Raw genomic sequence first — 24,719 nt, 5'->3', positions numbered from 1 at the left:
CGTTCAGAAATTTTCTTGACAGAGCGCTAGGCCATGTAGTGATCATTTCATACATGGGGGTGAGTCTTCAAGACACGGGTCACGACTTTGGAACGGTTGTCACGCTGCACGGCGCGGACCGACCGCTGGATTTCGTGCTGGTCTGTGAACATGCTTCGGCCCGCATTCCTGACCATCTTGCACAGCTTGGCCTGTCCGACGATGCGCGCTTTTCCCATGCGGCGTGGGACATTGGCGCGGCGGATCTCGCGATATCGCTCGCCGACCGGCTGAATGCTCCGCTGGTCATGGGCGAGGTCTCGCGCCTCGTCTACGATTGCAACCGCCCGCTCAGTTCCGCCGATTGCATTCCCGCGCAGAGCGAGGTGTTCGCAATACCCGGGAATGCTGCGCTCAGCGATGAAGACCGCAAATCGCGCTACGATCTGGTCCACCAGCCGTTCCACGGCGCGGTGTCAAAGCTTCTGGCAGGCGCACCCCGTACACTGCCTTTGTGACCATCCACAGTTTCACGCCGGTCTATAACGGCCAACACCGCAGCGTCGATATCGGCTATCTCTGTGATCGCGATGACCGGTTGGCGCAGGCCGCCTTGCGGACTGAGGCCAGGACCGCAAAATACAAATCCGCCCTGAACGCCCCCTATTCGGCCAGTGACGGCGTGACCCACACCCTACAATTGCATGGGGACGCGCGCGGGTTGGCGAATGTAATGGTCGAGGTGCGAAATGACCTGATCGACACGCCAAAGACCGCAAAGGCGATGGCGCAGCATCTAGAGGGCATATTACGCGCGGCCCGCGCGGAGGTGCTGGGATGAACGTCATGCACCGCTTTGTCCGCATCGTCGATGCGATGAACCACGGCATTGGCCGGGTGGCGATGTGGGGCATCTTCGTGATCATGGGGATCTTGCTGTGGTCGTCCGTCTCGAAGACCTTCTTCACCCCCGCGAACTGGACGCTGGAAACCGCGCAATTCGCTATGGTCGCCTATTACGTGATCGGCGGGCCCTACGCGATCCAGATGGGCAGCCATGTGCGGATGGACCTGTTCTACGGCAATTGGTCCCTGCGCCGGAAAGCCACCATCGACGCGCTGACCGTTTTGTTCCTGATCTTCTATCTGTGCGTGCTGATCTACGGCGCGCTTGGCTCGCTGTCCTATTCGCTTGGCTATTGGGGACTAGAGCCGGTTTCGTTCTTCGCCGGTCTGCTCACCGGAAGCGAGGAAATCGGCCGGCTAGAACGCTCCCCAACCGCCTGGCGGCCCTATCTCTGGCCGGTCAAGACGATCATGCTGGTGGGCTTCATCCTGATGTTGCTGCAAGCCCTGTCGGAACTCTGCAAGGACATCGCCCGTATCCGCGGCCTCGACTGGGCGGAGGCGAAGGTATGAGCCAGGAATACATCGCCATCTTCATGTTCACGTCGATGATGCTGATGCTGTTCACCGGTCAGCGGGTCTTTGGGGCCATTGGCGCAATTGCGGCCATCGCGGCGATTACACTTTACGGCACCGGTGGGCAGGAAATCCCCTTCGCCGCAACCATGCGGTTGATGAGTTGGTATCCCCTTCTGACCCTGCCGATGTTCATCTTCATGGGCTACGTGCTGAGCGAAAGCAGGCTGGCCGACGACCTTTACCGCATGTTCCACGTCTGGTTCGGACCGGTGAATGGCGGGCTGGCGATTGGCACAATCGGCCTTATGGTCCTGATCTCGGCGATGAACGGGCTGTCCGTTGCAGGCATGGCCATCGGGGCCACGATCGCCCTGCCCGAACTTCTGCGCCGGGGCTATGACAAGCGCATGGTCACGGGCGTGGTGCAGGCGGGCTCGTCGCTTGGCATCCTTGTGCCGCCATCTGTCGTTCTGGTCCTCTACGCCATGATCGCCCGCCAACCTGTGGGCCAGCTTTGGCTGGCGGGTGTGCTGCCGGGCCTGATGATGGCGGGAATGTTCATCCTCTACATCTGGCTGCGCTGCAAACGGCAACCGGAACTGGGCCCGGCTCTGCCCGAAGCGGGTGACGTGCCGAGGGCCGAGAAATTCCGCCTGCTCCTGGCCGGCCTTCTGCCCCTGCTGATCTTCGCCGCCATGATGGTGCCTTTCGTGAAAGGCTGGACCTCGCTCGTCGAAAGCTCCGCGGTTGGCGCGTTGACAGCGCTTCTCGCCGCCATCCTCAAGCGCCGCCTGACCTGGACGGTGTTCGAGGCCTCGGTTCGCAAAACCCTCGGCATTTCGTGCATGTTCATGTGGATCATCCTCGCCGCCCTTGGCTTCGGCGCGATCTTCGATGGCCTCGGCGCGGTGGAGGCGATTGAGGGCCTCTTTACCCAGCAACTCGGCCTCAGCCCCTGGGTCATCCTGATCCTGATGCAACTCAGCTTCATCGTCATGGGCACGTTTCTGGACGACACCGCGATGCTGGTGATCGTCGCCCCCCTTTACGTGCCGCTGGTCGGCGAGTTGGGCTTCGATCTGATCTGGTACGGCGTGCTTTACACGATCACCACGCAGATCGCCTACATGACCCCGCCCTTCGGCTACAACCTGTTCCTGATGCGCGCGATGGCCCCGCCCGAGATCACGTTGCGCGACATCTATGTTTCGATCCTGCCCTTTGTCGGGGTCATGGTTGTGGCGCTTGCCCTGATCATGACCTTCCCCGAAATCGCCCTGTGGCTGCCGGGCTATGTCTATGGAAATTAACGAATAAGACCCGGGGAGCGGGCATTTTTTGAAACCCAACGGAGGACTATCAAATGACCACCAGACGTAAGTTTCTACAAACCGCTGCCGTGGGCGCAGCCGCCGCCCCGCTGGCGACGCCAGCAATTGCGCAAAGCACGATCACATGGCGGATGCAGACCTATGCCGGACCGGCTTTGGCAGAGCATGTGATCGACCCGGCCATCCGCATGTTCAACCAGATTGCGGGTGACCGGATGCAGATCGAACTGTTCTACGCAGATCAGCTTGTGCCAACGTCCGAGCTGTTCCGCGCCATGCAGCGTGGCACGATTGATGCCGTGCAATCCGATGATGACTCGATGGCCTCGCCCACGGACGTGACCGTCTTCGGCGGCTATTTCCCCTTTGCCTCGCGCTACTCTCTCGACGTGCCGGTGCTGTTCAACCAGTACGGCCTCAATGAGATCTGGGATGAGGAATATTCCGCCGTCGGCGTAAAGCACATCTCCGCTGGGTCCTGGGACCCCTGCCACTTCGCCACCGTTGACCCGATCCGCAGCCTCGCAGATCTGCAAGGCAAGCGAGTCTTCACCTTCCCCACCGCTGGACGCTTCCTCGAGCAATTCGGCGTCGTGCCGGTGACGTTGCCTTGGGAAGACATCGAGGTCGCCGTGCAAACGGGCGAGCTGGACGGTATCGCATGGTCCGGCATCACCGAAGACTACACGGTCGGTTGGGCGGATGTGACCAACTACTTCCTCACCAACAACATCTCGGGCGCATGGGCAGGCTCGTTCTTTGCCAATATGGACCGCTGGAATGAACTGCCGGAAGATCTGCAAACGCTTTTCCGCGTGTGCTGTGACCAGTCGCACTACTATCGCCAATGGTGGTATTGGGGCGGCGAGGCCAGCCTGCGCGTGAATGGCGACAAGATGGAGCTTACGACCATCCCCGATGAAGAATGGGCCCAGGTCGAACAGGCCGCCGTCGCCTTCTGGGACGAAATCGCCGCAGAAAGCCCGATCAAGGCACGCGTGGTTGAAATCCTGCGCCAGTACAACGCAGATATGGAGGCCGCTGGCCGCCCGTACCGCTACAGCTAAAGCGACCATCGGGGCCCGGCACAGCATCGGGCCCCAATGCCCCATCAGAAGGTTGAGACATGGCTGACATTTTGTCCTTCGAGGCGCTGAAAGCGCAGATATCCTCGGGCGCGGTGGACACCGTTCTGGTCTGCATGGTCGACATGCAGGGCCGGCTGATGGGCAAGCGCTTCCATGCCGAGGCGTTCCTCGACATCGCCGAGGATGAGACGCATTGCTGCAACTACCTGTTGGCCACCGACCTCGCCATGGCGACGCCCGATGGCTATGCATCGTCCAGCTGGGAACGGGGCTATGGCGATTATGTCATGCGGCCCGACCTGTCCACCCTCCGGCCTGTGCCATGGCTCGACGGCACCGCCATGGTTCTGTGCGACGTGCTGGATCATCACACACACGCCCCAGTCCCCCACGCCCCGCGCGAGGTTCTGAAACGCCAGATCGCACGGGCCGAGGCGATGGGCCTGTCGCCCGTCATGGCGACCGAGCTGGAATTCTTCCTGTTCCGCGGCACCCATGACGAAATCGCCGATAACGGGTTCCAGAACCTGCAACCGATCAGCCATTACAATGAAGATTACCACATCTTCCAAACCTCCAAGGAAGAGCCTGTGATGCGCCCGATCCGCAATCACCTGCGCGCCATGGGCGTGCCGGTTGAAGGCACCAAGGGCGAGGCTGAGGCCGGTCAGGAAGAGTTGAATATCAAATATGCCGATGCGCTCGGCTGTGCCGATCACCACACGCTGGCCAAACATGCGGTGAAGGAAATCGCGCATGGGCAGGGATTTGCGGCCACGTTCCTGCCCAAGCTTTCCGCCGACAGTGTCGGCTCCGCCGCCCATATCCACCAATCGCTGTTCCGCGATGGCGAGAATGCCTTTCACGACCCCGATCGCCCGCTTGCCAAATCCAGCGTTGATGGACAGTTACATGGCAGGCCTCCTCAAATACGCGCCAGACGTCACCTGTTTCCTTGCTCCCTACATCAACAGCTACAAGCGGTTCTCCAAAGGCACGTTCGCGCCCACGCGCATCGTCTGGTCGGTCGACAATCGCACCGCCGCCTTCCGCCTGGTGGGCGATGGCACGAAGGGGGTGCGCGTCGAATGCCGCATCCCGGGCGCCGACATGAACCCTTATCTCGGCCTCGCCGCGATGCTCGCCTGCGGCCTTGCCGGGATTGATGAGGGCCTGTCGCTGGAAGAGCCGTTCAGCGGCGACGCCTATGAGACATCCGATACAACCCACATCCCCACCACCCTGCGCGATGCGCGCACGGCGCTCACGAGACTCCGCGATGTTGCGGGCCGCAATGGGCGACGAGGTGATCGACCACTATGCCCGCGCCGCCGCATGGGAGATCGAGGAATTCGACCGCGCCGTCACCGACTACGAGATCAAACGGGGGTTCGAGAAGGCATGATCAGAACGGCCAATGCGGTCTTGCCGGTCGCTGATATCGACGCGGCTTGCGCCTTTGTCAAAGACTGCCTCGGGTTTGAGACACTCGTCAGGCGAGAGGGGCACGCCTATTGCGAACGCGGTGATGCAGGTGTGCATTTCATCAACGCACCGCCAGATGCGGACATGGATGATCCCGCCCGGCAGTTGGTGATCTACATGGATTGCGATGACGTCGACGCCCTGTGGGCCGAGCGTGAGGAGGCTATCCAGCAATTGCCCGCCTCCCATCGTGACGCACCCGGGCCGCGCGCCAACGGGCAACGTGAATTCCACCTGATCCACGGACCGTTCCTGTTCATCGCGGGCCAGCCGATTGCAAAGGACGAAGCACCATGAGCGTGTTGCGCTGTATTTCACCCATCGACGGCTCGGTTTTTGCGGAACGCGAGACCGCCTCCATCGACGCCGCCAAGATCCAGATCGCCGCCATGCGAACAGCGCAGGCCGCGTGGGCCGCCCGGCCCTTGGAGGAGCGGATCGACATCGTCATGGCGGGCGTGGCGGCCATCGGTGCGATGAATGACCAGATCGTGCCGGAACTGGCCCGGATGATGGGCCGTCCAGTGCGCTACGGCGGGGAATTCGGCGGCTTTAACGAACGCGCCAGCCACATGGCGCAGATTGCGGAAGAGGCGCTGGCCGACATCGAGGTGGGCGAGGATGCCACCTTCCGCCGCTACATCAAGCGTATCCCGCACGGCGTCGTCTTTGTCGTAGCGCCATGGAATTACCCCTACATGACCGCCATCAACACCGTTGCGCCCGCGCTGATCGCGGGCAATGCGGTTGTGCTGAAACACGCCACGCAAACGCTGCTGGTGGGCGAACGCATGGCGCGGGCTTTCCACAGCGCTGGCGTGCCGGAGGACGTGTTCGCCAATATCTTCCTCGATCATGACACCACGTCGGACCTGATCGCTGGCAATGCCTTTGACTTCATCAATTTTACCGGCTCCGTCGGGGGTGGTGCGGCGATGGAACGCGCGGCGGCAGGCACGTTTACGGGCGTCAGCACCGAACTCGGCGGCAAGGATCCGGGCTATGTCATGGATGATGCCGATCTCGATGCCGCGGTCGACACGCTGATCGACGGTGCAATGTTCAATTCCGGCCAGTGCTGCTGCGGGATTGAGCGCATCTATGTGCACGAAAGCCTGTTTGATGCATTCGTCGAGAAAGCCGTTGCCATCGTGAACGGCTATACCCTCGGCAATCCGCTGGACGAGGCCACAACCCTCGGCCCCATGGCGCATCGCCGGTTCGCCAACGACGTCCGCGCCCAGATCGCCGAGGCCGTGGCAGATGGCGCAACCGCCCATATCGAACCCTTCGCAGCGGACGATGGCGGCGCATACCTCAGCCCCCAGATCCTGACGAACGTGACCCACAAGATGCGCGTCATGCGGGACGAAAGCTTTGGCCCGGTCGTCGGCATCATGCCGGTGCGCGACGATGACGAAGCCATCGCCCTGATGAACGACAGCCAATTCGGCCTGACCGCCAGCCTCTGGACGTCAGACGTGGACCGCGCCGCGCATGTGGGCGACCGGATCGAAACCGGCACCGTCTTCCTGAACCGCGCCGATTACCTCGACCCCGGCCTGTGCTGGACGGGCTGCAAGAATACCGGGCGCGGTGGCGGCTTGTCCGTGATCGGCTACCACAACCTGACGCGCCCCAAATCCTACCATCTGAAGAAGGTCACCTGAGATGAGCCTGACTGGGAACTGGTCCTACCCCACCGCAATCCGCTTCGGCACCGGTCGCATCGCGGAGCTGGCCGAAGCCTGCGCACAAGCGGGCATGAAACGGCCCCTTCTGGTCACGGACCGGGGCCTGGCGGGCTTGCCGATTACCGCTCAAGCGTTGGACGTGCTCGACCGCGCGGGTCTTGGTCGCGCGCTTTTTGCCGAGGTGGATCCAAACCCGAATGAGGTGAACCTTGCAGCGGGGCTGGAGGCCTACCGCACCGGCAACCATGACGGCGTGATCGCATTTGGCGGCGGCTCCGGCCTCGATCTGGGCAAGATGGTGGCCTTCATGGCGGGCCAGACGCGCCCCGTTTGGGATTTCGAGGACATCGGCGATTGGTGGACCCGTGCAGATGCAGATGCCATCGCCCCGATTGTGGCCGTGCCAACGACCGCTGGCACCGGGTCCGAGGTTGGCCGCGCATCCGTGCTGACCGACAGCGCAACACATGAGAAGAAGATCATCTTCCACCCCAAGGTCCTGCCTGCGGTTGTGATCTGCGATCCGGAGCTGACCGTTGGCATGCCGCCCGCCATCACCGCAGGCACTGGCCTCGATGCCTTCGCGCATTGCGTCGAAGCCTTCTCCAGCCCGCACTATCACCCGATGAGCCAGGGCATCGCGCTGGAAGGCATGCGCCTGGTGATCGAGAACCTGCCGCGCGCCTATGCCGATGGCTCGGATATCGCGGCTCGCGCCCAGATGATGAGCGCCGCAGCCATGGGCGCCACAGCCTTTCAGAAGGGGCTCGGGGCCATTCACGCCCTCAGCCATCCGGTCGGCGCGATCTTCGGCACCCATCATGGCACCACCAATGCCGTGTGTATGCCCGCTGTGCTGGACCTGAACGCTCCGATGATCCGCGACCGGTTCGATACGGCCGCCAGCTACCTCGGCGTCGACGGCGGATTTGATGGTTTTTGCGCCTTCGTGCAGGGGTTCAATGACAGCCTGGGCATTCCCCGCAGACTGTCCGATATGGGTGTCACGGCTGACCGGATGGATGACCTCGTCGCGGGCGCCTTGCGCGACCCGTCCTGCGGCGGAAACCCGGTGGAGCTGACCGACGCCAACCTGCGCGCATTGTTTGAGGCCGTCATCTAGGATTGCCCCCGGCTCTGCTGCCATCGACCACCCGACCGACAAAGCCATGGCGCGGCACCCGCTTTGCGTAACCTGCGGATTTTGCCCAGGTTTTAGTGCGCGTGGGGCCGAAAATGCGATTCGATAGGCTTACCCTTCAAAGCGGATAGGTCCAGCGCTCATATGTAGGTCGGTCATGGGTCCAACTACAAAACCTGACCGTCGGTGTTGCCGAAGCGCAGCACCCTTGTGCACCCCGGCGCATTGCCGCCTATTTCCCTCAAGACGCGTTGACTTCGCGCGGAGAAGGCCGCTTTCAAAGGTCGTTAACAGAACGTTGACGCGGGTCCATGAACAGCTGCTTTTCCAAACTATGGCGCATTGTGCGCGTGAGGGTCGCTTTGCCGATGGCCCTGTTTGGCGCAGCCTGCCTGATCCCCATTGCACCACCCGCCACGGCGCAAGACGACACCGCCCCCGCCGTAGCGGCGTTTGAGGATTGGCGCATGTCCTGCCCGGGCGACAGCGCGGACAGTTGCCGGGTCTGGCAGCGCGTGCAGGTGGCTTACGGCGACGGCCTGCAAGACGTGATGGCCGTATCCGTTGCGCCCGCCGATAGCGGGCTTGTCGTCCTGTTTCAGGTCCCCCTCGACGTCTACCTGCCCGCCGATTTCGGCCTGCGCGTGGACGGCACCGGCGAACGGCGCGTGCGCTATCGCAACTGCAATGAAACCGGGTGCTGGGTTCTGCTGCGCGACGATAGCGGCGTTCTGAACAGCTTCCGCCGCGGCATCACCGCCGAAGCCGCACTGAGCCTTGTCGAAGGCGAAACGGTGCGCATCAGCTTCTCCCTCCGGGGGTTCACGGCTGCCATGGCAGCCTTTGAAGACGCGAGACAAACCTTTGAATAATCGACTGGCCTCCACCGCCATCGTCCTTGCGATGGCCCCCTCTGCTGCACTGGCCCAGACCTGCTTTGACGTGGACCGGGTGACGCTGACCGGCGTTACACTTCTGCCCGAGGCGTCTCTGCAGGCAGAATTTTCGCCCTTTCTGGGCTGTGTCGGGCTGGAAGCGCTCAACGCCATGCTGGAGGCGGTAACGCTGGCCTATGTGGATGCGGGCTATATCGCGGCGCGGGCCTATTTGCCGGAACAGGATTTGTCCGACGGCGAACTTGAAATCTCGGTCGTCGAAGGCCGCGTGTCCGAGATTGTGGTCGCCGAAAACGGCACGCCCGCGCCCCGCCGGGCCGTCACGGCCTTCCCGCAGATGGAGGGCCGACCATTGGAATTGCGGCGGCTGGAACAGGGTATCGCCCAGATCAACCGTCTGCCGTCGAGCGACGCCACAAGCGAGCTGCTTCCCGGCGCCGAGCCGGGCGATAGCGTCGTGGCCGTGCAGATCGCGCAGGGTCCGCGCCTGTCGGGCAACATCTCCGTTGATGATCGCGGAACACCCTCCACGGGTGTCTATAATTTCGGAACCACGTTTGCGTACGACAACCTGCTTGGTCTCAACGACAGTTGGACGTTGACCTATTCGCGCAGCATGGAACCGGGCGCCTTTTCGTTTGGACCCGATGCGCCGGTCGGGAATTCCTACAGCCTGTCGGGCACGATGCCCTTTGGGTTTTGGACCTATTCCCTGTCGCTCAGCGGATCGGACTACGCCATCGACATTCCCGGTGTGACCGGGCCAATCGCAAGCTCCGGCCAATCGCGCACCGCGCGCGTCTCTGCAGAGCGGCTGGTGTCCCTGTCCGAGGTCGGGCGTCTTGATGCAGGCGTCGCCCTGCAATGGGCGGACAATGAAAACCAGATCCTTGGGGCGCGGATCGATACATCTTCGCGCAGCCTGACGCGGATCGAGGCTTATGTCAGGGCGTCACAGCCGCTTTGGGGCGGCCAGATCGACCTGACCACAACCCTGCGTCACGGCGTCGACTGGTTCGGCGCGTTTGACGATGACACCGCCCCCGCCGGATCCCCGATTGCGCAGTATACGGCGCTTTTGGTCGACGCGACCTGGGTGCGACCCTGGGAGGTCGGTGAACAGATCATATTGCTGAATTCGCGTTTCTCTGGGCAAGTATCCGCGCAAAACCTGTTCGGGTCCGAGCAATTCTCGATCGGCGGTTTTTCCAGCGTCCGTGGCGCCCGCACCAGCCTTCTGTTCGGCAATTCCGGCGTGTCGCTGGTCAATACACTCAGCGCGCCCGGCCTTTTGGATCTTGGTGAAGGGTCCAGCATCACGCCCTATATCGGCCTCGACGCGGGCCGTATCTTCGCCGAAAACGAATTCGGCATTCAGGGCGGTTCGCTCACCTCCTACACGATTGGTGCCACAATCAGCGACGGTGTGTTCTCCATCGACGCTGTTTACAGCGACATCCTGTCCGCCCCAGACTTTGCCCAAGCCCCCGATGACGGCCTGTTCACACTCCAGGCCCGACTGACTTTCTAGAATGGAAAGACCTGACCCATGGCTTTGATTTCGACCCGTTCGCTTTTCTCCCGCCTGATCCTTGGCGTGGCCCTCAGCTTTGGGGCACAGACAGCGCTGGCCCAGGTCACAGCCGACCCGGCAGCCACCGGCGGGTTGAACGTGAACACGGCGCCCAACGGCGTGCCCTTGATCGACATCGCCACACCCAATGCAGGCGGGCTGTCCCATAACCTCTACGGAGACTTCAACGTCGGCTCCGAAGGTCTGATCCTCAACAACCAGGGCGGCAATTTCGGCAACAGCCAATTGGGCGGCGTTGTGCCTGGCAACCCCAACCTGACCGGCGTTGTGCCCGCCCGTGTGATCCTGAACGAAGTGGCTGGCACCAATAGGTCCGAGCTTGGGGGCGTGATCGAAGTGGCGGGCCAATCTGCCGATGTGATCGTGGCCAACCCCAATGGCATCACCTGTAATGGCTGCGGGTTCATCCGCACGCCCCGCGCCGTGCTGACCACCGGCACCCCGGATATCACCGGCGGCACCCTGTCTGGGTTCACCGTGAATGGCGGTGACATCCTGATCGGCGCGAACGGCGCAGACCTCAGCGGTGTGAGCCTGTTCGACATCATCTCTCGCCAAGTGACGTTCGAAGGTGCCGTTGCCGGCAGTGATGAGGTGCGCGTGGCCGCCGGGCGCAATGCCTTTGCCTATGACAGCGGCGCTGTCACGGCCCTGCCCGATGACGGCAGCACCGGACCCGCCTTTGGCATCGACAGCACCGCCGTGGGCGGGCTCTACGCGGGTCGGATCACGCTTTTGTCGACCGAAGCAGGCGTCGCCGTGCGAGCCCCGCGCGAAATGGCGGCCAGCGCTGGCGGCATGACGCTGACCGCTGATGGTCGTCTGGTGATCGGGCGTGCGCAGGCCACAGGCTCTGTGGCCGTGCGATCTGCGGCACCCGTTGTGGTCCAGACCTCCCTGTTTTCCGGCGATGCCATCTCGCTGGAAGGGGTCTCAGCCGAAATCGCCGCAAATGCGACCGTTGCGGCTGAAGGCGATCTGACGATCGCGGCGACCAATGGCGTCACACTGGGCAGCGGCGCGCTCGCAGCAGCGGGCGCAGACAGCGCGGGCACGCTCGGCACGACAGGCGATCTGACCTTCAGCGGCGGTGGTGCATTGAACGCAACAGGCGCACGCATCGCGGCGGCAGGCGACGCAGCGCTCAGCTTCAGTGCCGTCACCTTGAATCAAACGGGCGGGGCCGAAGCGCTCACTCTCCTCGGCAATCTCACACTCGATGCGGCATCGCTCACCGCCAACGGCGCCAGCGCCATGATCGGCGGCGACATGACCCTGACCAGCCCGGGCGCATTGGCGATCACGGGCGGCGACTACGCCATCGGCGGCGATCTGACGGCGACGGGCACATCGCTCAACACCTCTGCCGATTTCGACGCGGCGGGGGCCGCAACGCTTGAGGCGACCTCAGGCGCGTTGACAAATTCCGGCGATCTCGATGCCGGCGGCGCACTTGCGCTAACGGCCAGCGGCGCCATGACCAATTCCGGCGATATCCGCGGTGGGGCCACAGGCGATTTGTCCGCGGGCGGCGCTTTCAACAACACCGGCTCCATCGTCACGGCAGGCGCGCTCAGCGTCGAGGCTGCGAATATCACCAACTCCGATGCGCTCGGCTCGTCCGGCGGCGACGTCGCCCTCACCACCCTTGGCGACATCACCAACAGTGGTCTGATCTATGCCGGTCAGAACCTCACAATGCGCCTGGATGGGGCGTTCGAGAATTTGATGGCCGACGTGATCGCCGAAGGCGGCATCACGATCCGCGGCGAAAGTGGCGCGCGCGCAGCCTCGGTCCTCAACCGCTCCGCCCAGATCGAAGCCATCACCGGCGCCATCCTGATTGCAGCAACAAGCGTTGAGAACAGCCAGCCGTCGCCCACCGTCATCACTGAAACCGAAACCACGGTGCGTGAAGGCACCAACCTTGCGGATTTTCCGGGTGGTCTCAACCGATCAAACACCACCCGTTTTGTGGAAACAACCGAAACAACCCGCATGGTGGTTCAACCCGGCACCGACGCGCCTGCCGCAATCCTCGCAGGCGGCGATCTGACCATCAATGCAGGCACAATCCTGAACAATTACAGCCAGATTGCAGCAGGCGGCGACCTGACGTTGAACGCCGGCTCTGTCACGAACACTGGTCTGGACCTCATCGAAACGAACGTCAGCACAACGGTCACGCACTACCGGGTCCGCGTGTGCACGCTTCGCATTCTGGGCTTCTGCCTCAATCGCTCCTGGCGTGATCGCGAGGCGACGGGCGTTCCAATCACGACGACCGCAACCACAGGTTCGGTGTTCTCGACAATTCAGGCAGGCGGCACGCTGAACGCAACCGTCACCGGCTACCTCGGCAACAACGCCGTCCGCGATGGCGTGGCCCAAGTCGGCCTCAGCTCAGGGGGTCGCGCCCTGTCGGCCCCGCCGCTGATTGGCTCCGTGAACCCCAACGCAATCCTCAACCGCTCGGCGCTCTTCACGCCGACGCAGAACCCCAACGCGCCGTTCCTGATCGAGACGCGCGATGAATTCATCGATGTCAGCCGCTTCCTGTCGTCGGACTATTTCCTGCAACAGATCGGCGGCTATGACGCCAACATAACGCAGCGCCGCTTTGGCGATGCCTATGTCGAAGCCCGCCTGATCCAGGAACAGCTTTTCGCGCTGACTGGGCGCCGCGCGGCGGATGACCCCGATGAATTGCGCGATCTGATGGCGCGCATGTACGACAATGCCGTCGAAGCGGCCGAAGGCCTGCAACTGACCCCCGGCGTGGCGCTCAGCCCCGAACAGGTGGCCGCCCTGACCGAGAACATCATCTGGCTGGAAGAGCAGATCATTGACGGTCAGGCCGTTCTCGTCCCCGTCGTCTACCTTGGCGCAAATGGGGCCGAGGGCATTTCGCTCGCCGGTGCGCAGATTGCGGCCGCCGAGGTCAACATCGACGCAGGCACTGTGGCCAACACAGGCGCCATCACCGCGGAACAGGATCTTGAGATCGCAACGGATGCTGACCTGATCAACATCGGCGGTCAGATCGAAGCGGGCGGCGACGCCGAATTGGACGTGGAAGGTCGCCTTGCGAACGTCTCCGGCCAGATCACCGCGGGCGGCGATATCGACATCGACGCAGGCGAATTGGAAAACTCCACCGCCTTGATCCGCGACGAGATCTGGCAACGGCTTCGCCGACCGCGTCCAGCAGATCGGCGAGATCGCGGCAGGCGGCAATCTCGACATCGACGTCGAAGGCGATCTGTCGTCCGAAGGTGGCCAATTCACGGCCGGTGGCGACGCAACGCTCGACGCAGGCGGCGACGTGGCCATTGGCGCACTGATGGTGGAAACCAGCCGCGAAGACGAATTCGGAAATGGCTCCGATAGCGGCTTCACCCGCGATGCGGAACTGGCCGGTGTCACGGCTGGCGGTGACGTTGCAATCAACGCCGGCGAAGATCTGACCATTGCCGGGGCCGAAATCGACGCCGGCGGGGATGCCGCCCTCACGGCAGAGGGTGACGTCACGATCAGCCTCCGTGCAGGAGGTCGAACAGGAAGACGTCGTCTGGGATATCAACGGCGGCGGCCTCTTCGGCGTCGACACCGACATCCGCGAACAGGATCAAGAGGTCACGACCGAGCAGACCACAATCAGCGCAGGCGGCAACCTGACGATTGCGTCGGGCGCGGGAGACGTAACGCTCGAAGCCCCCGCACTTGAAAGCGGCGGTGAGACGGTGATCGCTGCCGAGGAAGGCACCGTGTCAATCCTGACGACCGAGGACAGCGCCTTCACACGCGATGAATTCCGCGAAGAAGACCTGCTTTGGTGGAACGAAGAGGATGAAGGCAGCTCGGAAGTCACCCGCACCTTCACCACCATCGAAGCGGGCGGTGGCCTGCAGATCATCTCGGGCGGCGACATCATCGTCGACTATGTCGCCACCGGCGATTTCAACGAAGGCATCGCCCAGCTGGCCGAAGCCCCCGGGCTGGAATGGATGGCCGATCTGGCCGAGTTGGAAGATGGCGTCTACTGGCAAGCCGCCGAAACCGCGTTCGAGGAGTGGGACTACGAAAACCAGGGCCTGACCGAGGCCGGGGCGCTTTTCGTCACGGCAGTGGTGTCGTTCGCCACATCCGGCCTCACCGCCGGTTGGGCCGAGTCGATCACCCAAGGTCTGGGCTTCGCCACGGGCGGCGCTGCCGAAGCGGCTATCCAGGCAGGTCTGAGGAACCTGGTCAGCACGGCCTCCGTTTCTCTGGTCAACAACGGCGGCGATATCGGCGCGGTGCTGGAAGAACTTGCCTCCGGCGACAGCATCCGGGGCCTGGTCACAGCTATGGTATCGGCCGGACTGGGGTCGCATCTGGTGGATGCAGCAGGGCTCAGCGGACCACTTGCCGAGGGCGCGACCTTCACCGAGGTCGCAATCCGTGACCTTCAAGCGAACCTTATTCGCGCCAGTGTGAATGCAACCGTCAGCACGGCCATCAATGGTGGAGATTTGGGTGATGCCCTGTTTGATGGCTGGACCAACGCAATGGTTATGGGCGGGCTGTCGATCGTTCAAAACGAGATTGGCAATTTCGCAGATGCGAACGGTTTGCCGGAAGGCGGCATCGAACATTTGGTCGCACATGCGGTTGCGGGTGGGCTGGCAGCAGAACTGCTGGGCGAGGATTTCGCTGACGGTGCGATCGGCGCGGCGGTTGCTGCGCTGGCGGGCGGTATGATCGGCGATCTGGGTTTGTCCGGAGAGCGCGAAGCGGAACTCGTTGGCCTGATCTCAACGGCTGCTGTTCTGATCAGTAGCGATGGTGATACCGGTGGCGCGATGATCGCTGGCGCAATCGCAACCTCCCTCGATTTGAACAACCGTCAGCTTCATGAGAACGAGATCGACTGGCTGATTGAAAATGCGGATGCATTTGCCGAATGGATGTGCGCTGAAAACGATGTCTGCGACATGTCGCGGGCCCAGGCGCTTGGCATTTTGACCGCTGAAACGCTCGATGGCGTGTCCGAGACATTCGGCGCCTATGGAAGCCCGGGACGCCGCATTGTCTTTGGCGAGCAGGCACGAGCGTTCATCAATGAGACCTACACAGGTCCGGCTGTCGTCGACAACCAGCACATGTTCGCGACGCTGGATCCGAACTCGTTCGAGTACCGCAACAGCCTGCTTAATGCTTCAACTGCGCTCGACAACCTAAGCCTGTACGACTTCGCTTCAGCTCAATCGCTGTGGCCAGAGGGCCAGGATGCCGCCAACGCCTTCTTGCATGAAGCAATCATCGAATTTGCCGAGCGTCCAACAAGTGTTGAGGCCGTGTCGTTTGTCGAAGCGTTGGCGTCAGACCCCGACCGGGCGCATGCCTACTTCCAGGCTTATGCTGCATCCGGCTACCGTGACGGGCAACCAAACGTAGCAAGCGCGGTCAGCCTATCACGCATCATCGAAGCATTGCCTGAAGAGGCGCAAAGCGCTGCTGCAAGTGGGTTTGCAGAAGGCTTCCTTGGCCGGAACGACCTGAGCGCCGAAGAGATCGAGAATGCCGTTCTGAACGGCTCATGGGATGCAACTCTCCAGTTCAGCCTGGAAGAAGGGCTATTCGGACACATCCTTGATCAGGGCTTCAACATCAGCGTGACCTCTTCGGGGCGACGCGTGATCGAAGGCCCTGATGGTCAACGCTATCGCACGGTCGCCGCGGCACAGGCATCCCTGACGCGGACGCCGGTCAACACTGAACGTGTCATGGGTGACCTCGATCAGGCTGTTGCAACGCGTCGTAACGATTTCGATACCGCGGAGGGAACAATCATCGCTGGGCAAACCAACATTGACGGCCTTCCAACAACTTCGATTGAAGGGCGGTCCGGAGGATTGCACCGCAATGATGACGGCACTCCGGCCTGGCCACATGGCGATGCGCCTTTCCAGAACAATTCAGGATTCCGCGGCGCAAGGGATGCCGAAGTCGATTTCGCGAACAATCTGCATGGCACGCTGTCGCAAAGTGGGATCCCACGTACTCAGGTGACAGGCGAAGTGTTCTTCTCAGTCGAAAGAACCATGTGTTCAGCCTGTTATGCGGGCTTCAATACAAACAACCCTGGCGCTGGTCCTGGCGTGATCCACCAACTCTCGACACACTACCCGAATATGACCATTGTCGTCAGCGATCCTGCACGCGGAGTTGTGCGCATCCAGAACGGTGTGCGGCTTGACTAAAGGAAAGGACACCGATCTTGCCTGACCATGCACTCTTGGATCGCATGGATGCGTTCGATGCATCCCGATTTGAAGCGGTGAAACTTAGCGACGAATTCTTCGGGCTGTTGATCGACCTCAGCCGCTGGCTCAATGCGCGTTTGCCGCTCGCTACGGACTTTGCAGCAAAAGCTGAGCAAGTTCTGATCGATTTGACAGCAGCGATAGAGGCGCGAGATTTTCGCGCGGCGCCCTTTGCTGGCGACTACGCAGATGATGTTTATGCGGTCTATGGTGAGTATGACTTCGACTATGAAAAACGTACCCCTTCTGAAAATGCAGTTCTCGTGTGGGGCTATGTGTTCGAGATTTGTCGGAATCTGATCGGTCTGCGTGGCATGGAAGATGGCGTTGCCAACGCAGCCTTTCTCGATGGGGAATTCTCCTTGTCGTGGATGGTGCCATTGATGGATGCAGCCGCTCGAACGGGCTTGGTGACACAAAGCCTGATAGAGCGGTATTTCTACGATTTCGCAGAAACAGGTGGCCCGAGCGCTGCGAAGCAGAGTATGGCGTTGTTGGAAGGCGCGGTCGCCTGACAGGAGCGACCAGCGCGGATTATGATGGACCCAGCCCTCCATCCTTGCCACCGTCCCCCCATGACCCATCAAGACCATCCCACCGTCTGGATCCCCCTGCCCGATGGCACCCGCCTCGCCGCCCGCATCTGGCGCCCGGAGACTGACAGACCCGTCCCTGCCATCCTCGAATTCCTCCCCTATCGTCGCCGCGATGTGACCGCACCGCGGGATGAGGCCACCTACCCCGCCCTCGCCGCGCAGGGCTTTGCCGGTGTCCGCGTCGACCTGCGCGGGACGGGCGACAGCGAAGGGCAGTTCGACGACGAGTATTCCGAGACCGAGCTTGCCGACGCCGAGGCCTCCATCGCCTGGATCGCCGCGCAGCCCTGGTGCAACGGCCATGTCGGCATGATGGGGATCAGCTGGGGCGGCTTCAACGCGCTGCAAGTCGCGGCCCGCCAGCCGCCAGCCCTCAAGGCCGTCATTTCCATCGCTTCCACAGTCGACCGTTTTGCCGATGACATCCACACCAAGGGCGGCGCTCAGATGGGCACCAACCTTTACTGGGCCACGCAAATGCTGGGGCGCGCGGCTGTGCCGCCCGATGCTGCCGTAGTGGGCAATAGCTGGCGGGACATCTGGCTGGACCGGCTCAAGAACATGCCCGCCCTGGCCTTCAAATGGATCACCCACCAGCGCCGCGATGCCTATTGGCAACATGGCTCGATCTGTGAGGATTTCGACGCCGTGCAGGCCCCTGCCCTGATGATCGCCGGATGGGCCGATGGCTATCGCAACACGCCGTGGAAAGCGCGCGCGGGGCTGGGGCACAGGGCGCGCGCCCTCACCGGACCTTGGGTGCATCTCTACCCACATTTCGCGGTGCCCGGGCCCCGTATGGACTTTGTTACCGAGGCAGCATCGTGGTTCGGCCATCAACTGCGCGGCGACCCCGCGCCTGACCTGCCAGCGCATCGGCTGTTCCTGTCGCAGGCCGTCCGCCCCGATGCGCCGCGCGACGTGGAACCAGGCCGCTGGATCGAGATCGCGCAGGATAAGGCGACAGAGACCATCCTGCGCCTCTCGCCCGGCCGATTGGGGCCGGATGCAGTCCATGAAACCGTTACTCTCCGCTCACCACTGGACACCGGCACCGATGGCGGGGCCTTCTTCACCCAAGGCGGCGACACCGACATGCCCGCCGATCAACGCGCCGATGATGGCCGCTCCCTGTGCTTCGAGACAGAGGCGCTGTCCGACCCACTCGACATCATCGGAATGCCCGTCTTGCGCCTGCCCGTGGCCATCGACGCGCCCCAAGGCAACCTGATCGCGCGCCTCATCGACGTGCATCCCGATGGCTGCGCGCACCGGATCACTCTGGGTGTCCTGAACCTCTCCCATCGACACAGCAGCGCTGATCCACAGCCGATGACACCCGGCACGGCGGAAGAGATCACGCTGACCCTCGATGCCACCGCCTACCGCCTGCTGCCGGGCCACAAGCTGCGCCTTGCCCTGTCGACCGCCTATTTCCCGCTGATCCTGCCGCCCCCCACGGATGTGACCGCGCAGATCGACCTTGGCCACGCCGCCCTGCATGTGCCAAGCGCACCCTACCGCCCCTGCGAGGTGCCAGAGCCGCCCGCTGGCGATCCTCGTCCTCCCTATCCGCGCCAAACTCCGGCAGAGGATAACCGGACGACCACCTTAGACCGCGCCACCGGCAAAACGACCATCGTGCAATCCAGCACCAGCGGTGTCCGCACCCATCCCGAGCACGGCCTGCAATTCGAGGACACGCACAAGGCCCGCTGGTCAATCACACGCGGCGACCCGCTCAGCCTTGAGGCGCACGAAGAAACCTCCGCCCTGCGCATCCGCGATGGCATCGCCACCGAAGTCATCGCCACTGGGCGTCTGCGCGTCACCGCCACCCATTGGGTTGTCGAGGCCCGGCTGGCCGCGAAAGAGAACGACACCATGATCTTTGAACGCAACTGGTCCGAAAACATCCCGAGGGATCATGTCTAAACCCCGCATCGCCATTGCGGGGTTTCAGCACGAAACCAACAGCTTCAGCCACCTCTCGGCCGACTTGCCCGAGTTCGAGATGGCCGATAGCTGGCCCCCTTCCTGCGCGCCGAGGCGGTTCTGACCCAGACCCGTGGCATGAACCTGCCCATCGCGGGCTTCATCGCGGCGGCAAAGGCGGATCTCCACCCGATCCTGTGGTGCGCGGCGGAACCGTCCGGCCCCGTCACCGCCCACGCATTCGACAGTATCTCTGGCGAAATTCTCGACGGCATCACGCAGGCCCGCCCAGACGCGATCTACCTCGACCTCCACGGCGCAATGATCGCTGACGGCCACCCCGATGGCGAAGGCGAACTTCTCCGCCGCATCCGCGCGCAAACAGGCCCCGATCTGCCCATTGTCGTCAGCCTCGATCTGCACGCCAATGTCTCGCCAGAGCTGGTCGCACACGCCTCCGCCATCACCATGTACCGCACCTATCCGCACCTCGACATGGCAGATGCGGGCGCGCGCGCGCATGCGGCGCTCAGCGACATCCTAAACGGCCACCGCCCCGCCAAAGCCTTCCGGCAAGCGCCCTACATCATCCCGATGCACGCCCAATTCACCGGCACCGCGCCCGCCGGCCCGCTTTATGAGGCTGTCATCGCATACGACGCCCCCGGCCAATGGGCCGAGTTCGCCACCGGCTTCAGCGGCGGGGATTGTCCCTCAACCGGCGCGTCCATCATCGCCTATGCACCGGATCAAGCCCGCGCGGACGAAATGGCCGACGCCCTTCTGGCGCAGGTCCTCGTGGCGGAAGACGCGTTCGACCAACTGCTGCCTACGCCTGCGGACGCCGTCCAACGCGCCATGGCACAGCCCATGGGCAAACCCGTGGTTCTGGCAGATGTGCAGGATAATCCCGGCGGCGGCGGATCATCTGACACAACGGGCCTCTTGCGCGCGCTCGTCGCCCAACAGGCGCAAAACGCAATGCTAGGCGTGCTCTACGACCCGCAGGCCGCCGCAACCGCCCATAAGGCTGGGGTTGGGGCGACCCTGACGCTCGGCCTTGGCGGCAAGTCCGGGCAGTTCGACGATACACCCTTCAACGTGGCATGCACGGTCCACGCCCTCAGCGACGGCGAAGTCGTCTACGAAGGTGCGATGTATGGCGGCGGCATCGCCCAGATCGGGCCGACGGCAGTGTTGCACATCACGCAAGGTGGGGCCGATGTGAAGGTCGTCGTCAGCTCAGTCCGCAACCAATGCCTCGACCTCGCCTATTTCCGCCATATCGGCCTATCACCGGAAACGGCGCGTCTGATCGCCGTTAAAAGCACGGTCCACTTTCGCGCGGATTTCGATCCCATAGCGCAGGCCACAATCCCTGTCGCAAGTCCGGGTGCACTGGGATGTCTCCTGACAGATGTGCCGTACAAAGCCTTGCGAAAAGGCGTCCGGATCGGTCCAAACGGCCCGCCTGCATGAGTCCAATTCAACGTGAAGTTGCAGCCAAAGACCCATAAACGGGTTGAATACATAATATTTGCAGTCAGAATGAAACCATAACGCGAGCGCCCAGATGGCAGTTCGCCAGAATAACGAAACAGGGAGACGATAATGACTCAACTGACAAACTTTGCCAGCCCCAGCCGCCGTGGCGTGCTGAAAGGGGCCACGGCAATCGGTGCGGCTGCACTGGTGACGCCATGGGGCACACCGCTGCGCGCACAGCCCGTTCAGGGTGGCACACTGCGCGTGGGCATGGCACACGGCTCGACCACTGACGCGCTTGATCCGGGGTCGTGGGAAGCGGACTTCATGATCTTCCAGGCGCATACGCGCAACAACTACCTGACCGAGATCGCCGCCGACGGCTCTCTCGTGCCAGAGCTTGCCGAAAGCTGGGAAGCCTCGGCTGACGCCGCCACCTGGACCTTCACGATCCGCTCGGGCGTGCAGTTCCATTCCGGACACGTGCTGACCGCAGAAGACGTGATCGCCTCGATCAACCACCACCGCGGCGAAGACAGCACCTCGGCCGCTGCACCGATCGTGGCCGATATCGTCGATATGACCGCCGATGGCATGAACGTCGTCGTGACACTCGCGGCGGGCAACGCGGACTTCCCGTTCGTTCTGTCCGACTATCACCTGCCGATTCTGCCTGCACAGGCCGACGGCACCATCGACCCCAACACACAGGATGGTTGCGGCCCCTTCGCCATCGAAGAGATCGAGTTCGGTGTCGGCGCACGCTACGTCCGCCACGAAGGCTATTGGAAAGAGGGCCTGCCCTATTTCGACGCCATCGAGCAGATCGTCATCTTCGACGACGCGGCCCGTCAGAACGCGCTGATCTCGGGCGAGGTTGACTATATCGACACCGCCGACCTGAACACCGTGCACCTGCTGGAACGCGCGCCGGGGATCGAGGTTTTGTCCGTCACCGGCACCCAGCATTACGGCCTGCCGATGGACACCCGCGCCGAGCCGTTCAACGACGTCAACGTGCGCCTCGCGCTCAAGTACGGCATCAACCGTCAGCAGCTCGTGGACACAATCCTCAACGGCTACGGCTCGCTCGGTAACGACCACCCGATCGGCCCCGGCCAGCGCTTCTTCAACACCGAGCTTGAGCAGCGCGAATACGATCCGGACCGCGTGCAGTTCCACCTGCGCGAAGCGGGTATGGAAAGCCTCGATGTGGACATTCACCTTGCCGACGCCGCCTTTGCGGGCGCGCTGGATGCGGGCGTTCTCTACGCCGAGTCGGCCTCTGCCGGTGGCATCAACCTCAACGTGGTGCGTGAACCCAACGATGGCTACTGGTCCAACGTCTGGATGCAGAAGCCCTTCGCCGGCACCTACTGGGGCGGCCGTCCGACCGAGGATTGGATGTTCGCAACCGCCTACGCCGAGGGCGTGCCGTGGAACGAGACCTACTGGTCGAACGAACGCTTCAATGAGCTTCTCGTCTCCGCCCGTGCGGAACTCGACGAAGGTCTGCGTCGCGAGCAGTATTTCGAGATGCAGCAGATCGTCTCCGACGAAGGTGGCATCATCATCCCGATGTTTGCGGCTTATGTGGGCGCTTACAGCGACCGTCTGGCCCATCCCGAACAGATCGCGTCGAACTGGCGCAATGATGGGCACCGGATCGGCGAACGCTGGTGGTTCGCCTCCTGATCCGCTCACCTGATCACATTCCGGGCCGCGTTCCCTGCGGCCCGGGATATGCGTTCATCTGAACGCTTTTTCCTGCAAAAGAGCGCTCACTTGAACGCATTTGCGTGCAGAAGAACGCATCTTTCGGGACAAAATACCGGGGCATTGCGCCCCTCAAGGGACGGACATGTCACATATCTTAACCATGATCGCACAGCGCCTGGCCTTGGGCTTCGTGACGCTGTTCGTCGTGTCGCTGATCATCTTTCTGGGCACCGAGCTTCTGCCCGGCGACTTCGCACAAGAGATCCTCGGCCAATCCGCCACGCCGGAAACCGTCGCCGCCCTGCGGGAGCAGTTGGGCCTGAATGATCCTATGCATATCAGGTACTTAGGCTGGCTGACGGACATTCTCCAGGGCGATTTTGGTGAAAGTCTGGCCAACGGGCAATCCGTGGCCGACCTGATCGGACGCAGGCTTGGCAATACCCTCAGGCTGGCGCTTTACGCGGCCGCCATCGCGGTGCCGCTGTCCCTGATCCTGGGCATTCTGGCGGCCTTGTTCCGCAACTCCTTCTTCGACCGGTTCGTGAACGCCTCCGCGCTGTCGTCGATAAGTTTCCCTGAGTTTTTCGTGGCTTACATCCTTATTTTCCTTCTGGCCGGCGCCGGTGGCGCCTTCCCGTCGATGGCGAATTTCAGGGGAACGCCTGAATTCGGTGACTTCCTCTACCGTGCGTTTTTGCCCGCTTTGACGCTTACTCTGGTCGTCACCGCGCACATGATGCGCATGACCCGCGCCGCCATCATCAACCTGCTGGCGAGCCCGTATATCGAGATGGCGCGCCTGAAGGGGATGGACCCGATGCGGATCATCGTCAAACACGCGCTGCCCAATGCTTTAGCACCTATTATCAACGTGATAGCGCTGAACCTCGCCTACCTGATAACCGGTGTGGTCGTGGTCGAAGTGGTGTTCGTCTATCCCGGCCTCGGCCAGTTGATGGTCGATAGCGTGGCCGCGCGGGACATGCCCGTGGTCCAAGGGCGTCGCGCTGATTTTTGCCGCGGCCTACGTGCTTTTGAACCTCACCGCGGATGTGTTGGCGACCCTGTCCAACCCCCGCCTCGTGCACCGTCGCTAGGGGGCTGGATTATGGGTTTTCTGACCGGACTTCTCTGGCTCGCCGTCGCGATTATCGCAGCAATGGCATCGGGTTGGCTGTTTCGCACCGCCGCCGTGGCGGTCACACCGCGCGGCATTTCGAAAGAGCTCAAGACCGCGCCGCTGACCGCCAGCTTCGGCATGTTCATGATCCTGTGCTACATCTTCGTGGCCTTTTTCGCGCCCATCATCGCGCCGTTCTCCGAGACGGAGGTTGTGGGCCCGGAATTCCTGTTCCCCGGTGACAATCCCGAGTTTCTTCTGGGCACCGACAATCTGGGCCGCGACATGCTTTCGCGCATGATCTACGCCGCGCGAAACACGGTCGGCATTGCCTTCGTCACAACGGCGCTTGCCTTCATCATCGGCTCAGTCTTGGGTCTGCTGGCCGCGATTGTCGGTGGCTGGCTGGACCAGCTTCTGAGCCGCACGGTGGACGTGTTGATGGCGATCCCCGCGCTGATTTTCGCCCTTCTTTTGCTGACGATTGTGGGCACGTCGATCATCAACATGATCATCGTAATCGCGCTGATCGACAGCACCCGCGTATTCCGCCTCGCCCGAGCAGTCGCGATGAACATCGTGGTGATGGACTATGTGGAAGCCGCCAAATTGCGCGGTGAGGGCCTATGGCGCCTTATCACACGAGAGATCCTGCCCAACGCCATGGCGCCGCTGGTGGCCGAGTTCGGCCTGCGGTTCTGCTTCGTGTTCCTGACCATCTCGGCCCTGTCTTTCCTGGGCCTCGGCATCCAGCCACCAACGGCAGACTGGGGCGCGATGGTGAAGGATACAGCGACCATGATTACCTTCGGCAACGTCACCCCGCTTCTGCCCGCCGCCGCCATTGCGCTGCTGACAGTCAGCGTGAACTTCGTGGTCGATTGGCAGCTGCACCGCGCCAGCGGATTGAAGGAGTAAAT

Annotated in this window: 15 protein-coding genes and 5 pseudogenes; all 20 read left to right on the top strand. The window is 62.4% G+C overall.

All coding sequences use genetic code 11. The features are described 5' to 3' along the window. Nucleotides 1-53: 53 nt before the first annotated feature. Nucleotides 54-820 (top strand): annotated as a pseudogene (locus ACZ1HK_RS17070) (N-formylglutamate amidohydrolase). Further along, nucleotides 817-1,398 (top strand): TRAP transporter small permease subunit, encoded by a 582-nt coding sequence (locus ACZ1HK_RS17065; RefSeq protein WP_472629695.1) that lies wholly within the window; start codon nucleotides 817-819, stop codon nucleotides 1,396-1,398. Before ACZ1HK_RS17070 ends, ACZ1HK_RS17065 begins: the two are co-directional and overlap by 4 nt. Beyond that, on the top strand, nucleotides 1,395-2,714 hold the full coding sequence (locus ACZ1HK_RS17060; protein WP_472629694.1) for a TRAP transporter large permease: 1,320 nt from the start codon (nucleotides 1,395-1,397) through the stop codon (nucleotides 2,712-2,714). Before ACZ1HK_RS17065 ends, ACZ1HK_RS17060 begins: the two co-directional genes overlap by 4 nt. Before the next feature lie 53 nt (nucleotides 2,715-2,767). After that, a complete protein-coding gene (locus tag ACZ1HK_RS17055) occupies nucleotides 2,768-3,802 on the top strand; it encodes a TRAP transporter substrate-binding protein (protein WP_472629693.1) in 1,035 nt (344 codons plus the stop codon). A 59-nt stretch (nucleotides 3,803-3,861) separates the two neighbouring features. After that, a pseudogene (locus ACZ1HK_RS17050) lies at nucleotides 3,862-5,228 on the top strand (glutamine synthetase family protein). Continuing rightward, nucleotides 5,225-5,605 (top strand): VOC family protein, encoded by a 381-nt coding sequence (locus ACZ1HK_RS17045; protein ID WP_472629692.1) that lies wholly within the window; start codon nucleotides 5,225-5,227, stop codon nucleotides 5,603-5,605. Before ACZ1HK_RS17050 ends, ACZ1HK_RS17045 begins: the two are co-directional and overlap by 4 nt. After that, nucleotides 5,602-6,978, top strand: a complete 1,377-nt coding sequence (locus ACZ1HK_RS17040; protein WP_472629691.1) for an aldehyde dehydrogenase family protein — start codon at nucleotides 5,602-5,604, stop codon at nucleotides 6,976-6,978. The genes ACZ1HK_RS17045 and ACZ1HK_RS17040 overlap by 4 nt, the downstream gene beginning before the upstream one ends. Before the next feature lies 1 nt (nucleotide 6,979). Continuing rightward, nucleotides 6,980-8,125: an iron-containing alcohol dehydrogenase gene (locus ACZ1HK_RS17035; RefSeq protein WP_472629690.1), complete on the top strand. Its 1,146-nt coding sequence runs from the start codon at nucleotides 6,980-6,982 to the stop codon at nucleotides 8,123-8,125. A 329-nt stretch (nucleotides 8,126-8,454) separates the two neighbouring features. Then, nucleotides 8,455-9,015 carry an invasion associated locus B family protein gene (locus tag ACZ1HK_RS17030; RefSeq protein WP_472629689.1) on the top strand — a complete coding sequence of 187 codons (561 nt, stop codon included), beginning with the start codon at nucleotides 8,455-8,457 and terminating at the stop codon, nucleotides 9,013-9,015. Then, complete coding sequence (locus ACZ1HK_RS17025; RefSeq protein ID WP_472629688.1) at nucleotides 9,008-10,570, top strand: ShlB/FhaC/HecB family hemolysin secretion/activation protein; 1,563 nt, start codon at nucleotides 9,008-9,010, stop codon at nucleotides 10,568-10,570. Before ACZ1HK_RS17030 ends, ACZ1HK_RS17025 begins: the two co-directional genes overlap by 8 nt. Before the next feature lie 18 nt (nucleotides 10,571-10,588). Beyond that, nucleotides 10,589-13,777, top strand: a pseudogene (locus ACZ1HK_RS17020) (two-partner secretion domain-containing protein); the annotation flags it as partial. A 67-nt stretch (nucleotides 13,778-13,844) separates the two neighbouring features. After that, nucleotides 13,845-14,156, top strand: a pseudogene (locus ACZ1HK_RS17015) (hemagglutinin repeat-containing protein); the annotation flags it as partial. A 19-nt stretch (nucleotides 14,157-14,175) separates the two neighbouring features. Then, nucleotides 14,176-16,878 carry a DUF637 domain-containing protein gene (locus tag ACZ1HK_RS17010; protein WP_472629687.1) on the top strand — a complete coding sequence of 901 codons (2,703 nt, stop codon included), beginning with the start codon at nucleotides 14,176-14,178 and terminating at the stop codon, nucleotides 16,876-16,878. A 17-nt stretch (nucleotides 16,879-16,895) separates the two neighbouring features. Beyond that, complete coding sequence (locus tag ACZ1HK_RS17005; protein ID WP_472629686.1) at nucleotides 16,896-17,456, top strand: hypothetical protein; 561 nt, start codon at nucleotides 16,896-16,898, stop codon at nucleotides 17,454-17,456. A 60-nt stretch (nucleotides 17,457-17,516) separates the two neighbouring features. Then, nucleotides 17,517-19,472, top strand: a complete 1,956-nt coding sequence (locus tag ACZ1HK_RS17000; RefSeq protein WP_472629685.1) for a CocE/NonD family hydrolase — start codon at nucleotides 17,517-17,519, stop codon at nucleotides 19,470-19,472. Beyond that, the gene (locus ACZ1HK_RS16995) at nucleotides 19,465-19,596 is read left to right on the top strand and encodes a M81 family metallopeptidase (protein WP_472629684.1); all 132 of its coding nucleotides are present in this window, start codon (nucleotides 19,465-19,467) and stop codon (nucleotides 19,594-19,596) included. Before ACZ1HK_RS17000 ends, ACZ1HK_RS16995 begins: the two co-directional genes overlap by 8 nt. Before the next feature lie 14 nt (nucleotides 19,597-19,610). Continuing rightward, nucleotides 19,611-20,951 (top strand): M81 family metallopeptidase, encoded by a 1,341-nt coding sequence (locus ACZ1HK_RS16990; protein WP_472629683.1) that lies wholly within the window; start codon nucleotides 19,611-19,613, stop codon nucleotides 20,949-20,951. Nucleotides 20,952-21,083: 132 nt separating this feature from the next. Beyond that, nucleotides 21,084-22,652: an ABC transporter substrate-binding protein gene (locus tag ACZ1HK_RS16985; RefSeq protein ID WP_472629682.1), complete on the top strand. Its 1,569-nt coding sequence runs from the start codon at nucleotides 21,084-21,086 to the stop codon at nucleotides 22,650-22,652. A 166-nt stretch (nucleotides 22,653-22,818) separates the two neighbouring features. Further along, a pseudogene (locus ACZ1HK_RS16980) lies at nucleotides 22,819-23,772 on the top strand (ABC transporter permease); the annotation flags it as partial. Between the two features lie 15 nt (nucleotides 23,773-23,787). Next, complete coding sequence (locus ACZ1HK_RS16975; RefSeq protein ID WP_472630862.1) at nucleotides 23,788-24,717, top strand: ABC transporter permease; 930 nt, start codon at nucleotides 23,788-23,790, stop codon at nucleotides 24,715-24,717. Nucleotides 24,718-24,719 lie beyond the last annotated feature (2 nt).

The sequence above is a fragment of the Gymnodinialimonas sp. JB5-7 genome (genome assembly GCF_055693405.1).
Note: the sequence above shows the minus strand (reverse complement) of the source record. Positions and strands in the feature narration are given on the sequence as shown.